General features: G+C 57.3%; 10 protein-coding genes. 9 read left to right on the forward strand and 1 reads right to left on the reverse strand.

Annotation, left to right across the window (positions count from 1 at the left end):
* The first annotated feature begins 60 nt into the window (after positions 1-60).
* The gene (locus ACOOHD_RS10790; protein ID WP_420457885.1) at positions 61-318 is read left to right on the forward strand and encodes a DUF6364 family protein; all 258 of its coding nucleotides are present in this window, start codon (positions 61-63) and stop codon (positions 316-318) included.
* Between the two features lie 35 nt (positions 319-353).
* On the opposite strand, the gene ACOOHD_RS10795 is transcribed toward ACOOHD_RS10790, so the two are convergent.
* Positions 354-3,500, reverse strand: a complete 3,147-nt coding sequence (locus ACOOHD_RS10795; RefSeq protein WP_420457886.1) for an efflux RND transporter permease subunit — start codon at positions 3,498-3,500, stop codon at positions 354-356.
* Positions 3,501-4,257: 757 nt separating this feature from the next.
* Here ACOOHD_RS10795 and ACOOHD_RS10800 point away from each other — a divergent pair.
* The 8 genes from ACOOHD_RS10800 to ACOOHD_RS10835 all read left to right on the forward strand — a co-directional run bounded on the left by ACOOHD_RS10800 (position 4,258) and on the right by ACOOHD_RS10835 (position 16,141).
* Positions 4,258-5,526, forward strand: coding sequence for a 6-bladed beta-propeller (locus tag ACOOHD_RS10800; RefSeq protein WP_420457887.1), 1,269 nt, complete (start codon positions 4,258-4,260; stop codon positions 5,524-5,526).
* Between the two features lie 552 nt (positions 5,527-6,078).
* The gene (locus tag ACOOHD_RS10805; RefSeq protein ID WP_420457888.1) at positions 6,079-6,936 is read left to right on the forward strand and encodes a glycosyltransferase; all 858 of its coding nucleotides are present in this window, start codon (positions 6,079-6,081) and stop codon (positions 6,934-6,936) included.
* 657 nt (positions 6,937-7,593) lie between these two features.
* The gene (locus ACOOHD_RS10810; RefSeq protein WP_420457889.1) at positions 7,594-7,854 is read left to right on the forward strand and encodes a hypothetical protein; all 261 of its coding nucleotides are present in this window, start codon (positions 7,594-7,596) and stop codon (positions 7,852-7,854) included.
* On the forward strand, positions 7,833-8,921 hold the full coding sequence (locus tag ACOOHD_RS10815) for an efflux RND transporter periplasmic adaptor subunit (RefSeq protein WP_420457890.1): 1,089 nt from the start codon (positions 7,833-7,835) through the stop codon (positions 8,919-8,921). The genes ACOOHD_RS10810 and ACOOHD_RS10815 overlap by 22 nt, the downstream gene beginning before the upstream one ends.
* Positions 8,922-8,967: 46 nt before the next feature.
* Entirely contained in the window at positions 8,968-9,210 is a 243-nt protein-coding gene (locus ACOOHD_RS10820) for a DUF433 domain-containing protein (RefSeq protein WP_420457891.1), read from the forward strand.
* Between the two features lie 147 nt (positions 9,211-9,357).
* Positions 9,358-12,366: an efflux RND transporter permease subunit gene (locus tag ACOOHD_RS10825; protein WP_420461427.1), complete on the forward strand. Its 3,009-nt coding sequence runs from the start codon at positions 9,358-9,360 to the stop codon at positions 12,364-12,366.
* 54 nt (positions 12,367-12,420) lie between these two features.
* On the forward strand, positions 12,421-13,080 hold the full coding sequence (locus ACOOHD_RS10830) for a DUF2064 domain-containing protein (protein WP_420457892.1): 660 nt from the start codon (positions 12,421-12,423) through the stop codon (positions 13,078-13,080).
* Positions 13,081-13,156: 76 nt separating this feature from the next.
* Complete coding sequence (locus ACOOHD_RS10835; RefSeq protein WP_420457893.1) at positions 13,157-16,141, forward strand: TonB-dependent receptor; 2,985 nt, start codon at positions 13,157-13,159, stop codon at positions 16,139-16,141.

Below are 16,141 nucleotides of genomic sequence, written 5' to 3' on the forward strand. Positions count from 1 at the left end.
TGGCGTGAGCAAACTCTATACGTGCATAATTCATATACCCGCACGTACACTGTACCTGTCATGGACAAGAAGTTAACCCTAAGTATGAACTCTCTGGTCATCGACCGGGCAAAGCAGTATGCGCGTGACAACAATTTGAGTCTGTCGCGCATGATCGAGCAGTACCTGGCTTCTCTAACCAAGCCGGATGCAGAGCAGCATGAAGGAGAAGAACCCTTTACCTCCCTAGTCGATCGGCTCATCGGAGTGATCGAGCTACCGGAAATGGATACCCACAAATCTGACTACGCGGACTACTTGCTACAGAAGTACCAGTGACGCGAGTGTTGTGGTATCTGAGTTCGGAGTAACCGCTAAGCGTGCACACCCCCGCCCCCCCGCCGCAGAAAAAACACCGGACTAATCAACCCAATCACCACCACCGAAAAGCACAACCCCCCGATGGTGCCCGCCGCCAGCGCATACCAGAATACCTCGTTGCGCCCACCGAGCAGAAAAGGAAGAAGCCCCGCAGAAGTACTGACCACGGTAAGTAGAATAGGGACGATCTTGCGCCGTACCGCCTCCGCATAAACCCCTGCACTCCCGATAGCTATCGGGACCCCGTCCCCCTGTCTGACGAGGTGGTTATACTCATTGACGATGAGGATGAGCCCGTTGACGGCCAGGCCGGCTACCAGGAGGAAGCTCGTGTAGCCGCCCTGATCGAGCCGCACGTTAAACCAGTAGAGGGTGAGGAAGATGCCGATGCAGGAGATGGGAATGAGTAGCACGATGTTGAAGGCTTGGCCCAAATTCTCGAAGAGGAGAGCGCAGATAAAGAAGATGAGTACTACGGCCAGGCCCATGAGGTAGCTGAGCTCTTTGGTCTGCGTCTGGAACCCGTAGGTCGTCTGCTCGGCGGTGAAGCCCAGGGGGAGCTCGGCCAGCAGCGTATCCAGACAGGCCGCCAGGTGGCGCTCGCCGAACTGCGGACTGCCCAGGTAGTCGAAGGCCACGCGGCGGAGGTACTGCTGGTCGACCTTGTGCAGCGATTGGGGGGAGGACCGCTTCTCCAACCGCGCGACGGCCGTGAAGGGCAGGGCAGCACTGTCGAGGGGTACGGACCAGTTTTCCAGCCGCCAGCGGTCGTAGTCGGCCGGGGACTGGGTCGTAAGGGCCACCGGCTCGCCGCCGCGCAGGTAGAGGTCGGGACGGTCGTTGCGGTCGAACCACTGTAGGCTACTGCGCAGATCGCTCAGGGTGAGCCCCCGGCGGGTCAGCTCCTCCTGGGTGAAGGAGAGTAGGTACTCGGCTCGTTCCCGTTCCCACCAGTTGATGCTGGCGTCGGTGTCTACCTCCTGCACGCGGGGGTGGCGCAGCAGCAGCTCGGCCAGGCGGTCGCTGTAGCGGTCCAGACCGACCTGATTGTAGCCCCGTAGCTCAACCTGGAAGCCCCTACCCCGGCCGCCCGTGTCGTTGCTGAAGGCCTGACCGACGCCGTAGATGTCCCAGCTTACGCCGCCAAAATTGGTAGCGAAGGCCGTCAGTTGATCCTTGAGGGTGTAGGGGAAGGCACTGCGACCACCATCCGGAAAGCTGATCTCGATGCTGGCCTGTTGTCCGCTGAGGATGCGGGTGGTGTAGCGGTCGATGCGGTCGGCCGAGCCGGCCAGGTAGCCCTCGACCAGCAGCAATACGTCGTTGAGTTGCTCCAGCGTGGCCCCGTCCGGCAGGGCGGCGTTGATGTACAGTTTGGTCTCCTCCGCCTCCCGGTAGCCGCTGCCCTCGTAGACGTAGTAGCTGAACAGCCGGAAGCTGCCCCCGAGCCACTTATTGAGCTGGGGGCGCAGCACGTCGCGGTAGTAGGGCGCGCCGATGGTGTCGTTGTACCAGGTCCAGCCCTCGACGCGGTTAGGGAGCCACCAGAGGGGGAGGCCGAAGGCGAGGATGGTAAGGAGGAGGGTGGTTTTGCGGTAGTGGAGGAGGAAGTTTAGCAGTCGGGTGTAGACTTTTATACCTCTCCCCCGGCTTACGTTTTGGCCTCTCCCCCAGCCCCTCTCCAGGGGAGAGGGGGGAACACCCGCAACATTTTTAACGGGAAGCAGTGCTGGCACGAGCAGTAATGCTACCACCACGGAGGTCGCCAGATTGATTGTCATCACCCGGGCCAGTTCCAGCAGCTGAACCCGCAATTCGGCGGAAAGGAAGAAGATCACGCTCAGACTGGCCAGGGTGGTCAGGGTAGCTCCGGCTACGGCGGGACCGACGCGCCCTCCATCCGGTCGCTTTAGTGCGTCAAGCACAATGATGACGTTGTCGATCATGATGCCGAAGCTCACGGCGATACCGGCAAAGGCGTACAGGTTGAGCTCCACGCCCAGCAGCCAGTAGAGCAGGAAGGCCAGCCCCAGGTTGACGGCCAGGGCGGACAGGATCACCCCCAGGCGGCGGAAACTCCGGTAGGCTAGCAGCACGAACAGCAGCAGGATGCCCATACTGAGGGCGGTGCGCTGGCGCGTTTTGCGCAGCTCCTCGCTGAGGTAGCGGGTGGCGTCGTCTTCGAGAAGGAGCTCGTAGTCGTTGGGGAGCGTGGTAGTGAGGGCGCGGACGCGGGTGCGGAGTTGCTCGGCCAGGGCCAGTTGATTGGCATCGGGCGTAGGATAGACCACGAGCCGGACACTGTTCTCGCCGTTGATGCGGTAGTGGGAACGGGCGGGCAGGGGCAGCTGGGTAATCTCAGCCAGATCGCTGAGCCGGTAGGTGGGGCCGGCGGGGGTGCCGATCTGGATGTCGAGCCAGTCCTGGCCGGTGAGATTAGCGGGGTCTGCGGGGCTGTCCTCCCGGTAGGCGTAGAGAATATCTTCCCCCTGGCGGACAAAGCCCAGCCCGTTGCGGGCGAAGTGATCGTTGAGCCGCGCCTGGATGGCCTGTACGTCAAGGCCGGCCGTGGCGATCCGCTGGGGTTGCAGGGCGACGCGCCAGTGCAGCCGGTTGCCACCGGTGACCTCGATGCGGGCCAGGCCCTGTTGTAGACTGAGCTGGGGGGCGAGCTGTTCGCTTGCGTAGCGGTAAAGGGTAGTGGCGTCGTCCGGGCCGCGCAGGGCGTAGGTGAGTACGGGGGTGTCGAAGCCCGTCTCGTGCTGCGACTGGGCGTAGGAAAGCGTAGGGTAGCCTACGCCCCGGGGCAGGCTACCGTACAGTCGCCGGACCTGGCTGGCGACGTTGAAGCGGGTAAAGTCCTCATCGGCCCCCTCCGCCAGTGCGAGCTGGATGTAGCCGCTGCCGTCGCTGCTTACCGAGCGGATCTCCTGTACGTCGCGGACCAGGGCCAGGGCGGCTTCTAGTGGGGCGGTAACCTGTTGCTCCAGCGCCTGGGGGCCGGCCTCCGGCCATACGTAGCTCAGTTGCAGCGTGGTGTGCGCCGCCCCGGGTTGCCAGCGCACCGTCAGGCGGGGCAGCAGCAGGTAGCCGAGGAGGGCCAGGGCGGTAAGGGCTAGGATGGTGGGGAAGGGTTTCATTGGCTCCCTCAAGATACCACGAGGTGGTGGGTAATTTGCATTAAGACCTGAATGGCCAGGAGTAGACATTATCGGACAGCACGGAAGCGTACTATTGCAAGCTTAGTGATTAGGGTATAAATTTGGGGTGTTGAGTGGCTCCTCCCGGCCACAAAGTAATGGAAGGTCCAGTGCCTGAATGGGTTAATGATGGCTATAAATGTACAGGTATGAAAAGGCAATTTGTGCTATTCCTTCTATTTACGATGAGTCTATTTTCTTATGGCATATCATTTGCCTTCGGAAACGGAACTCAAACCATGGGTGGTTATGGTGGCTGTGGCGACCACGCTTGTGGCGGTGATGACATCAAACATTATACACAAATACGAGTTAACGGGAAGCAGGCTTGCAAACAGCCCGACTGTTATAAATGTTGTACTAATCCCAATTAGTTTGATACGTATTGATGTCTACTAGCCTCATTACGGTGGCTGACGTGAAGGGATAGTATACAGAACGACATTAGGCAGACAGGACAACTGAGAGGAGTTATTACTATCAAAGTGATAACTTCCTCGGCTGTCTTTTAACATCGTTTTATAAGGTGCACATGCATCAAAACTACCAATTTTGACAGGTTAATCTTAACAATATCACAGGGATTTAACCCACCAACTTTAGATGGTGAAACAAGATACATCTGAAGATTAAGGTGTCCTACAATAATGCACCCGTACAAGCCCGATGGTTGATTAATAAAGCTAAAATATATACTATGAAGAATACAAGATCCAGAACGGACGTGCAAATCTGTTCGTCGAACATACATGCTCTTAAAAAACTGCGATTAACTACAAATCGTGTTGGTAAGATATTTAGTTACGCAAATTCAATTTTCGTTTTAGCCATACTCTGCCAACTTTTCGGTTGCACTCAAGACTATGCCGACGTTGCAACCATCGTTATTCCTAATAACAGCAATAGACTTATTGGAGACGCGAGTGATCTAAACCTAATTATAGATTCAATAACGATATCAAATTCTCTCACTCACGAAATAGGAACAGAATTTACCACTTATTATGAACTAGAGGGCGGCCTTTTATTGGTTGATAGGAATGTTTCGAAAATATCTTGTGTTAGTGTCACCGGACAACTACTATGGCAAATTTCAAGCCCCTCAAAGGATAACGTTGAGTACGGCTTAGTTGGGAGTGTTGACGTAGATCGCGATAATGGAAAGATCTATATAGACGACAGAATGAATTCGAAAATAGACATATTCAACTTATCTGGGGAATATATGAGTAGTTTAAATTCAGTATTATATTACCAAGATTTTACTTCATTAGACGAAGATAGATTTATATTTGATATTGCAAATATCGGACAAAACTATGGCAAAGACACTATTCCGAAACGGTTGATGACTATTGCAAAAGATGATAGTGAAGATATAGTCTTGTTTTCTCAAAACTATTGGAACGAAAATCCTGACATCGTTCCGGTGAGCAACCAAAATCGTTTTAACACCGTTGGTAACACTTTGCAGCATCGCCGCCCGTTTGAAGACACTGTATACATTGTAAATAAATCTCTAGATGTTGAGCCAATACTAAAATTTTCATTTAATGTTGGGTCAGATTTTGTAGATTTGGCCTCTAATAAAAATACTCCAGATGTGTGGCTAGAATTGAATGAGCAAAATTTACCGGAACCGAACCTGATCCTTTATAATCAAGAAAAATCGATTGCGTATTGTAGCTATTGGCAAGGCAATCTAAGTTATTTTGCCATTTTGACAAATGGCGAAGCATCTTTTGCACCTAGTCGGTATATACAAACAAATAAAGACATATTGAAAGTCCCAATGTATTATTCTGACGGAACGTTTTTTCAGCAGATGTTCAAAAAGGAACGGAATCTCGTGAACAAAACATTATCTAGAGGATCGGAGAGACAGATCAATACTCAACTCGATAGTATTAATAGCGTGTTAGATGACAGAGATGACATAATTGTTTATTCAATGAAATTTGGGTAGAGCCTAGCTATGCGTATTCCTGACGTGAACCAGATCCGATCCCTCAGTGGTAAAACGGTTGGAATACTCCCATTTCCGACCTATAGTCACTACGTGATGTTCAATAAGATTGTGTCAGCCTGTCTCGACTTAGGTTGCAGAGTGGTGGTTCTAATACACAGGGACTATACGGGCCTTCTACCTTTTATAGACGAGGTGAAAGTAATAAGGATAGATTTTTTTACTTACAGTTCAGTAAATAATTTTGGGGAACTGATTGTACAATTTCTGAGATATTCTTTGAAAGAAAACGTCAAGAATTTATATAGAGAGTTCCTATTACGAATTAAGTCATTCTCACAAATAATGCGCTCTATGAACATAGACTGTCTTTTAGTCGATGACCTAATGCCGCACTATGGAATTGCATGTATGTACTCTAGTACAAAGTTCGCATATATCAATACTAAACACTCTGCGTACTATAGAAGAAGCGCCCCGCCGCTAGAATGTCCTATTATCACTAATCCTAAAATCACCTTTGTGAACACCGTTATGATATGCTACGTAAAGGTGAATTCTATCAAAACAAGAATTAGAAACAGTATGGCGCAAGGTGGTTACGGATTTTACCGGTTATTAGAAGAACACAGTCAAAGGAACGGAGGTTATTTTGAGTTCAAATTGTTGGATAAAAATTATTCTTTCAATTCTATAGTTCGGAACACTCCTATCTTAGTAATGGGTGATCGGCGGTTGGAATACCCATGGATAAAATACAATCATAATGAATCAGTACTAAAAGAAACAGTTGAAGTGTCTTATATACAACCAGCTACCCAGCAGACTGAAAAAATAATTACAAAAATTAGCTACATTAAGGCAACAACTAGTCAACTTGTGGTTTTAGTTTCATTTGGCAGATTAAGCTCCATCCCGAACGAAGACGTCGAAAAGTACTACTCAAAAACGCTTCAAGCTTTAAAACAAGTGGGTAATATATTTATCATTGTTTCTGCACCTGAAAGTATTTCTTCTGACTGGGGTCAAATTGCATCAGACAACCTGGCTATATACAGCTTCATACAACAGGATAAAATCTTACCTTATTGCGATTTTATGATCAACCATGGTGGATTAAATTCAATATCAGAATGCAGAAAACACCTTGTGCCGGTCCTAGTTCTACCATTTTACCGTAAAGCTGACCACTTTTCGAACGCAGCTAAGGTAATTTTTCATAAAATAGGAGTGTCAGCAGACCTCAGAAAGACTAGCGTCGATAGTTTAGTGCAGTTGGTTGAATTCATGGTTGCGCATCATATACAATTAGCTGATAACATCTCAGTATTGAACAGGATTGTATTTGATGATACATACATTCCCAAGCCTGTCACATGTGGTAAATTTGTGAAAGCTTTATTGGACTAGATTAGCCTTCAAATGCAACCCCCCTCAATTTACCTGTAATTCCTGGGGTGTAATGTACACCGCGCGGTAGTTCGGCTGAGGTACGAATTATTCTTGCGTAGTTTGTGTGCTTCTTCACAGTGAAGTCAGCAGTGGTATGTTTGATTGTCTCACCGCCCCTAGCCGTAACCGTGTCACGACACGCCAGGTACCATAACGCACCCATGGTCTAGGGGCAGCACCTCGGCCAGTCCGGGTTTAACCAGCGCGGCACTCAGTATGGCATAGTAGTTCGATACACTACTGTCGCGGTGGCGGCGCTGCAGACAGCGAGAGCAGGAGACCTTTTTAGAACAAAAGTGCTCCACCCCATCCCAAAACTGGTGGAGCTTCAGGCCAAGAACATCGACATTACCGTCAGCCTGCCACTCAACGACGAACACCGCTATGACTGAGTACGCCGGAGAACCAACTCAGTGGTCGAGCTACGAAGCTTACGGTCATCGGCCGCGCAGCGCAGGTGCTGAACTCCGCGCCACCCACTCAAGGATGCTGAAGTTGTAAAAAATAGTTTGCTACTATCACCAACCATGCTTAATTTACCCCTTCACCCGCCGCAAATGGTGTCCTAGGATATCTAGGTGGTGACTATTCCTTAGTTCACCTACAACAAACACCATGCCCAATCAACACACCATCCCCTTCAAGACCCGTAGCGAGCTCGCCGCCGAGTGCGGCATCAACCCCCGCACCGTGAGCCGCCACCTGCACAAAATCTGCCCCAACCTGCCCAAGCGCCAGCTGCTGAGCCCGGGCTACCAGAAGCGCTTCTATGACCACTACGGCTGGCCGTTCAGCGTCGACAAGCAACTCTACTGCAACGTGCTACCCCCCCCCCCCAATAGTCTGATTGACAGATGCTTAGCTACCTCAACGTAGGGCTGTTGCTGATTATCTTAGGGGGGGTTGTTTCCTGTGGGTCGGACTCCGCATCTGACGGGGTAGCCGAGCCCGACCGTCCCATCGCTACTTCTCCGCCCACCACCCCCACCGTCACCCTCACCACCGCCATCACCGGCCAGCTCCCCCTCCGCCGTCAGACCAACGGCAAACTCCGCGCCCGCCGCGAGGTCACCATCAGTAGCCAGACCAGCGGTATCCTGACCGTCGCGCCCCAGGAAGGGGCCTACTACAAAGCTGGTAGCCCCCTAGCCGCTACCGACACCCGCGCCCTCGAACTCACCCGCGATCAGGCTGCCGCGGCCCGCGAAGAGGCCGCCTTTCGCCACCGCCAACTGCTCCTGCAACTCAGCACGAACCTGCCCCCCGGCGATACCTCAGTCACCCAGCTGGCCCGCGACAACCTACTGATCCAGTCCGGACTCCCCGCCGCCGAAGTCGCCCTCGAAGAAGCCGAGTACAATCTCAGCCAGGCTACCCAGACCGCCCCCTTTGCCGGGCGCGCCGCCGATGTGGAGGTACAGGTGGGGCAACTAGTGAGTCTGGGCGAAGAGCTATGTACCCTTACCGACATGAATGCCCTGGAAGCCGAGTTCTCCCTCCTGGAACAAGAACTTAGCCGACTTGCCAAACGCCAGCGGGTTTTCGTCAGTCCCATCGCCAACCCCACCCTACGCATCCCCGCTACCCTCGATATTATTAACCCCCGGGTAGACGAGGGCGGCCTACTCCGCGTACGCGCCCGCCTCGGCAAGACGGGCGGCGCCCGGCTTTACCCCGGCATGAACGTGACCGTGATCCTGGAAGGGGAATCCGAAACCGCCGTTCTGGTGCCCAAGGAGGCCGTCATTCTGCGGTCCGGCCGCTCTTTAGTGTTCACCTACGACGCGGATAGCGAGCTAGCCAAGTGGCAGTACGTCACCGTGTTGCACGAGAACGACGAGCAGGTAGCCCTCTCCGAGGGGGTCGAGGCCGGGCAGCAGGTCATCGTCTCCGGTAACCTTAACTTAGATCATGATTCCCGGGTGCGGGTGGAGGTCAAGTAAGAGAAACTTGTCCGCAAACGACCTCGTTACACAGTAAAAGAATACCATGGACTGGACCAATTTCATCACCGCCGACAAAGACGTGCTGGCCGGTAAGCCAAGGATAAAGGGCACCCGGCTTTCCGTAGAACTAATCGTTGGTCGTCTAGCCGACGGCTGGTCGGAAGCGGAAGTGCTAGAGAATTATCCTTCCCTCACTAAAAAGTCTCTACAAGCCGCCCATGCATATACTTACGAACTGATGAATACTAACGCCGTATACACAGCTCCGCACAGCAAACCCATTTAAATAATGCGCCTGCTATTCGGTGAGAATATGCCGTTGGCTAGTTACCGGAATTTGCTTTTTGAAGGATACGATAAAGCTTCATGACCGTTTTCGATCGAGGTTTTATGCGCCAGCGAAAAATCCAGTAAACCCATCCTCACCAACCTCCTGCACCGCCCCGTTGCCGTCCTGCTCACCTTCCTGGCGGTGATCGTACTCGGTATCCTGGCGGCCGGTCGCCTGCCGGTGAGTCTGCTGCCCGAGGTCGGTATTCCCCGCTTAAGTGTACAGGTCAGCTACCCCAACGCCGCGGCCCGCACCGTAGAAAATAGCGTCGTAGCCCCCCTGCGCAACACCCTGCTCCAGGTCAACCGCCTGGAGGACATCCGCAGCCGCAGCCGCGACGAATCGGCCGTACTCTACCTCGACTTTCCCTTTGGCACCGATCCTGACCTAGCCTTCATCGAAGTTAACGAGAAGATCGACCAGGCCATGAACCAACTGCCCCGCGAGGTCGAGCGCCCCCGGGTACTGGCTACCGACGTCAGTGACATCCCTGTCGTACAGCTCAGCGTTACCCTGGCCGATACCAACGCCACCGAGACCGCCCTGCTGGAACTCAGCGAGCTCGGCCGCCTGGTCCTACGCCGCCGGCTGGAGCAGCTGCCCGAGATCGCCTTTGCCGACCTGAGCGGACAGCGCGACCCCCAGCTCAGCGTACGCCCCCACCGCCAGGCCCTCTCCGCCCTCAGCCTCACCGACGACGACCTGGCCGCCCTCCTCCGCGAGGCCAACCTCGAGCTCGGCAGCCTGCTGTTGCGCGATGGCTACTACGAGTACGGCGTCCGCTTCACGGGCGAGCTACGTACGGCCGCCGACCTGGAAAACCTTTACCTCAACGTACAGGGCCGCACGATCCCCCTCGGCGATCTGGCCACCGTGACCTATGAGGCCGAGCCCGCCCGGGGCTTCTACTTCCACGACGGACAGCCCGGACTGGTTTTCACCCTGCGCAAGCGCGCCGACGCCCGCCTCTTCGCGCTCCAGGACAATCTCGACCTCCTACTGACCGATCTACGCGCCCAGTACCCCGACCTCCGCTTCCACCTCAACAACGACCAGACGGCCGTCCTGCGCGCCAGTATCAACAACCTCAGTAGCGGCCTGCTCTACGGGGCGGGCTTCGCAGTACTAATCCTCTTTCTGTTCTTCCGGGGCTGGCGGCGTCCCCTGCTCATCGCTCTGGCCGTCCCCATTGCCCTTCTCCTGGCCGTACTCGGCTTTTACCTCACGGGGCTGAGCATCAACGTCGTCTCCCTGGCCGGTCTCATCCTCGGCGTCGGCCTCATGATCGACAACAGCATCATCGTCCTGGACAACATCGATCAGGTGGGGTACTCGGGAGACGGGAAGGGCCCCGTCTCTCCGAGTGGTGCAGAGCAAGTAGCGGGGGCAACCAACGAGGTGATCACCCCACTTATCTCCTCCGCCCTCACCACCGTGGCCGTGTTCCTACCGCTAGTGCTGCTCAGTGGGGTAGCCGGTGCCTTGTTTCGCGACCAGGCCGTAGCTGTCTCGCTGGCCCTAGCCGCCTCACTGCTGGTAGCCTATTTTTTACTGCCCCTACTGACATTCAAACTAGCGAATAAAACTACCGACGTTACCGCGCCTGCTATCGATGCTTCACCCAGCAAGCGCTGGAAGTCCTTCGACCGCACCGTAACCGCCTTCGTCACCCGCCCCCTCCTTGCCCTCCCCCTGCTCCTACTCTGGCTAGCGGGCGGCTACCTCCTCCTACGGGCCCTGCCCACCACGGGTTTTCCGGAGCTCAGCCGCGCGGACTACCAACTCCGCATCGACTGGAACGAGCCCCTGCCCCTCGACCAGCACCGCACCCGGGTCCGCGCCCTGACCCAAGACTGGCGTACCACCTTTGGCGGACAGACCGCCGCCTTCATCGGTGAGCAGGGCTTTCTACTGGCCGACGAGACCCAGGCCACCAATGCCGCCGAGCTACACTTCTACCTGCCGGAGGGACCGGCCGACCGGACCTTTGCCGCCGACTTTCTTACCGAGCTACGTACCAAATACCCCGCTGCGGCCTTCGCCTTCCGCCCCCTGCCGAACCTATTCGACCGTGTCTTCCTCAACGACGATCCCTACCTGGAACTGCGGCTGCGTGATGCCGCCGGTCGTGAAACCCCGGAGTGGCCAACGGTGCTCCCGGTCGTAACTAAGCTCCGGGAGGCCGGCCACCCCCCCGAGGTCCCCGGCCGCACCGAAGGCATCGCCCTGCGCCTGGACTACCCCCAACTGCAAATCAACCGCGTGGACCCCGAGCGCCTGCGGAGCCGCCTGCTTACGCTATTCGGCGAAAATGAGGTCACCCGCCTGCGCGCCAACGACCGGGCCCTGCCGGTGCTACTGCGCAACGACGATGCTCTCACCACCGAGCGGTTGCTAGCCGCTGACGTCGTGAACCGCGACGGCAATCCTATCCCCCTCCGCTACCTCCTCCAGCTCGACCGGCGGCCGGAGTACCGGGTGCTGACCGCCGACCGCGCCGGGGAGTACCTGAGTCTGACGCTACCGGAGCAGGCCACCGACGTAGCTGAAGTGGAGGCACTGGCCACGGCACCAAGCATCATCACCCAGCTCACGGGCCGCTACTTTGCCGACCGGGGGCGGGTGGGTGAGCTCGGCGGGGTGCTGCTGGTGAGTCTGCTATTGCTCTACCTCATACTGGCCGCCCAGTTCGAGGGACTCAAACTGCCACTGGTGGTGCTGCTAGTCGTGCCCGTGAGTCTGGTCGGTGCCCTCATCGCGCTTTACCTCAGTGGCGACAGTCTGAACCTACTGAGCCTCATCGGCATGGTCGTCACCGGCGGTATCGTGGTCAACGACGCCATCATCAAGGTCGACATGATCGAGCGGGGCCGGCAGGCGGGCATGGAGCTGCTGGAGGCCATTCACTTCGCCGGTCGCCGCCGCCTGCGGGCCATCGTGATGACTTCATTGACGACGATCCTGGCCCTGGTGCCGGTGCTTTTCGCTAGCGGCCTGGGCGCGGAGTTGCAGCAACCCTTGGCCGTGGCCGTGCTGGGGGGCCTGGTGGTGGGCACGGTAGGCAGCCTGTACGTGGTGCCGCTACTCTACCGCCTACTGGTCACGCGGTAAACATGAACCCACGAAGCCAGAACTCCCCGGCTACTTCCTACGTAGCTTTGTACCATGAGCGCCCCCACCGCCATTCTGTTCTTCTCCCGCACCGCCTCGGCCGAGGCCCGTGCCAAGGCCTTTGGGCCCAGGGGAGAACGGGTGGCCGCCGCTCTCATTCGCCGCACGGAGAGGACCCTGGCCCGCACCGGCCTACCAGTGTACCGTAGCAATGAGCGGCAGCAATTGCACGACCAGGACTTCGGCGGCAAGCTATCCGCAGCCGTAACCGACGTATTCGCCCGGGGTCACGTCCACGTGATCGTGGTCAGCAACGACTGCCCCCGGCTGAGCGTAGCGGCGATCCGTCGGGCCACCCGTGCGCTGGAGGCCGGCCGCCATGTCATCGGCCCCGATACCCGCGGCGGTGCCTGGCTGATCGGACTGCGGGCGGACACCTTCGATCCAGCTGCCTTCGCCGCACTCAACTGGCAGAGCGACGCGGTAGCTGAGGAGTTGCTAATGCACCTCCAGGACTGCACCCAACTCACCTGCCGCACCGACTATAATAATTTTAAGGAGCTACGTATCGATTGGTACCAGCTTACCCCCCACCTCCCCACCCTAGCCTTCCTTTTCCGCCTTCCAAGTGCCTTTGCACCTGCGTACGCGCCCCTCCCCAGCTCCCCGGCCTGCCCCACGCCCGAGCTCCGCGGCCCCCCGACCGCCCCCTGAGCACCTGCTCCTTAAGTCCTTTACTCCTTAAGTCCTTTCTTCCCTAACCCCTTCCCCAAAGGGACCCCCTTGCCCTATGAAACACGTTCTTCTCCTCCTCCTCGCTCTGGCGATAACCCCCCTCCTGTACGCCCAGCAGGACATCACCGTCGAACTGATCGACTACCAAACTAACGGACCGGCCCCGGCCGAGCTACCCGTAACGCTGACCAACGCCAACCAGGGCATCAGCCGCGCGGCCGTCACCGATGTCCAGGGCCGCGTCATCTTCCGCGCCCTACCGGCCCTGGCTGGCTACCGCATCAACGTGCCGGAGTCGGAGGATTACCTCGACGGTGAGAGCGAGCCCATCGACCTGCGTGCCAACCAGAGTCGGACGGTGCAGCTCATCTTGTTCAGCCGCCAGACAGTCGATCTCGATGTAGTCAGCGTGGCGGCCACCAGCTCGGCACGCATCAACCGCCAGGATGCCGAGGTAGCCTTTGAACTCTCCGAGGAAGAACTGCAGGCGCTGCCCATCGAGGGCCGTGACATCACCCGCGCGCTCTACCGGCTACCGAACGTGAGCCAGGCCACCGGCTTTTATCCCGAGGCACCGAACGTGGCGATCAATGGGGCTAATCCGCTCTTTACCAGCTACCTCATCGACGGACTGGACAATAACGAGCGCTTCCTGGGCGGACAAAAATTTGCCATCCCGAGCGGCTTCGTGCGTAACCTGACCGTACTTACAAATAACTACTCGGCGCAGTACGGACTGACCAGCAACGGCGTGATCAACGTCACTACCCGCTCCGGCTCGAATGAGCTGAGCGGCGAGGTCTTCGGACTCTACCGGCCCAGCAGCGGCAACCTAGGCGATGACGACTTCACACTACGCGACCTGAGCGGCAACCCCGTCCGCGATGGTTTTCAGCGCTTCCAGGGCGGCTTCGCGCTCGGCGGACCGATCAAGAAGGACCAGACCTTCTTCTACGTCGACGTAGAGCATACCACCGACCTGAAGAACAATACTTTGAGCAGTCCCGCCCTCGGCGTCAACGAGACCGTGCAGGGCACCAATACGTTCACCTACCTCAGCGGCAAGGTGGACCATAACTGGAGCGATAAGTTCCGTTCGAGCCTACGGACCAACGTCGGTCGGGTCGGCATCGAGCGGCAGGGCGGCGGACTGGAGGGCGGCGTCACCTTCCCCTCGGCCGGCAACCAGCAGGACCGTAACTCCTTTCTACTGGCCAATACCAATACCTATATAGGTACCAACTTCAGCTCGCAGACGAATCTGCAGTACGCCCGTTTTCGCTGGAACTACGCCCAGCCTACGGACAATGACAATCCGCAGGTGACCGTACTCGGTCCCACCGGGGAGAACATCGCCGTGCTCGGCCACCCCGGCTACGTCTTCGACGAGGTCGAGAACACCCTGCAGCTGCAGCAAAACTTGTCGTTCTACCTCGACCGGCACACCCTCAAGACCGGTTTCAACCTGATTAGTGCCGACCACCAACTCTTCGGGGGCGGGGTGCCCAACGGAGCCTACCGCGTGATGCTCGACGAGGGGCAGCTCGGGGCGCTGCGCGAGCGGAATCTGGGCAGTGGCATCAGTCCCCAGGACCTTCCGGCCGACGTAGACGTACTCGGCTACAACATCGAGCTACGCCCCAGTAGTTTCGGTACCCGGCAGAACATCTACAGCCTCTACGTCGAGGATCAGTGGGCGCTCAATGACCGGCTCAACCTCACCGCCGGACTGCGCTACGACTACGACAACCTCAGCAAGGGCGGCAGCGACCGCGGCGACTACAACAACATTGCCCCCCGCCTGAACTTCAACTACAAGCTGGGTAATCTCTCCGCCCTGCGCGGCGGCTACGGCATCTTTTACGACAAGGTGCTCTACGCCGTATACAGCGACGCCCTACAGCAGAATACCACCGACCCCGGTTACCGGGCGCAGTTGCAGGAGCTCATTCGCCGGGGCATCCTTCCCGCCGGTACCGACCTTGACCGCATCACCTTCGACGGCAACCTCGGTGCTTCGGCCGATAACGTGACCTACCTCCAGGGACCCACCGCCGCCCAGCTCCAGGGCCAGCGAGCCGGCGTATTCAGTGGCGAGCGCCGCATTCTCAATCCCGACGGCTACGACAACCCCTACACCCACCAGATGACCCTGGGCTACCAGTACCAGGTCAACGACCGGACGCTGTTTTACGTGGACTTGGTACATAACCGCTCCGAAAACCTTTACCGCCTACGCAACCTCAACGCGGCGGCCGAGTACCCGATCGCCGATCCGAACAACGTAGTGGTACGCACCGTCGATCAGGCCGATGCCACCCGTCCCGTACCTATCGTAGGCGGTCGGGGCATCATCGGGGGGGATACCATCAGCGGCGTAGCCCGCAACGTCACGGTCACCGAGGCCGGGGGCCGGGCCCGGTACTACGCCGCCAGCTTCGTCCTACAGCAGGCCGAGGGCGCCAATCACCTTAGTTGGCGGCTCAACTACACCCTCTCCTCCCTCAAAAACGACACGGAAGACATCAACTTCCGTGCTATGGACGCCAACAACTTCGCCGCCGAGTACGGGCCCAGCATCAACGACCGCCGCCACATCATCAATGCCATCGGCACCTACGCCGCCCCCTTCGGTCTGCGGGCTACCCTGGCGGCCCTGGTGCAGAGCGGTCAGCCCGTGAACCGCATCCCCGACGCCACCATCTACGGCACGGCCGACCTTAACGGCGACGGGGCCGGCTTCGGCGACGCCTACGTCGGCAACTCCGACCGCTTCCCCGGTGAGGCCCGCAATTCCGACCGCCTGCCCTGGTCCTACGTCTTCGACCTCTCACTGGAGTACCGCCTGCCCTTTGCCGGCGAGCACCTGGCCGTCTCCGCTGACGTCTTCAACCTCCTCGACACCCGCAACCTCAGCGGCTACAGCAACAACGCCACCCAGAGCAATCAGATCCAGGTCGGGGCGGCCGGCTCCGGCATCGTGCAGCGGAATGCGGATGCGCCGCGGCAGGTGCAGCTGGGGCTGCGGTACTTGTTTTAG

Source organism: Neolewinella sp., from assembly GCF_965214665.1.
GTDB lineage: Bacteria > Bacteroidota > Bacteroidia > Chitinophagales > Saprospiraceae > Neolewinella.

What these genes read in the sequence shown, in the direction of transcription:
- ACOOHD_RS10820 (WP_420457891.1), top strand. Translation starts at nt 8,968, where the DNA reads ATGGACTGGACCAATTTCATCACCGCCGACAAAGACGTGCTGGCCGGT.
- ACOOHD_RS10790 (WP_420457885.1), top strand. Translation starts at nt 61, where the DNA reads ATGGACAAGAAGTTAACCCTAAGTATGAACTCTCTGGTCATCGACCGG.
- ACOOHD_RS10795 (WP_420457886.1), bottom strand. Translation starts at nt 3,500, where the DNA reads ATGAAACCCTTCCCCACCATCCTAGCCCTTACCGCCCTGGCCCTCCTC.
- ACOOHD_RS10810 (WP_420457889.1), top strand. Translation starts at nt 7,594, where the DNA reads ATGCCCAATCAACACACCATCCCCTTCAAGACCCGTAGCGAGCTCGCC.
- ACOOHD_RS10830 (WP_420457892.1), top strand. Translation starts at nt 12,421, where the DNA reads ATGAGCGCCCCCACCGCCATTCTGTTCTTCTCCCGCACCGCCTCGGCC.
- ACOOHD_RS10835 (WP_420457893.1), top strand. Translation starts at nt 13,157, where the DNA reads ATGAAACACGTTCTTCTCCTCCTCCTCGCTCTGGCGATAACCCCCCTC.
- ACOOHD_RS10800 (WP_420457887.1), top strand. Translation starts at nt 4,258, where the DNA reads ATGAAGAATACAAGATCCAGAACGGACGTGCAAATCTGTTCGTCGAAC.
- ACOOHD_RS10815 (WP_420457890.1), top strand. Translation starts at nt 7,833, where the DNA reads ATGCTTAGCTACCTCAACGTAGGGCTGTTGCTGATTATCTTAGGGGGG.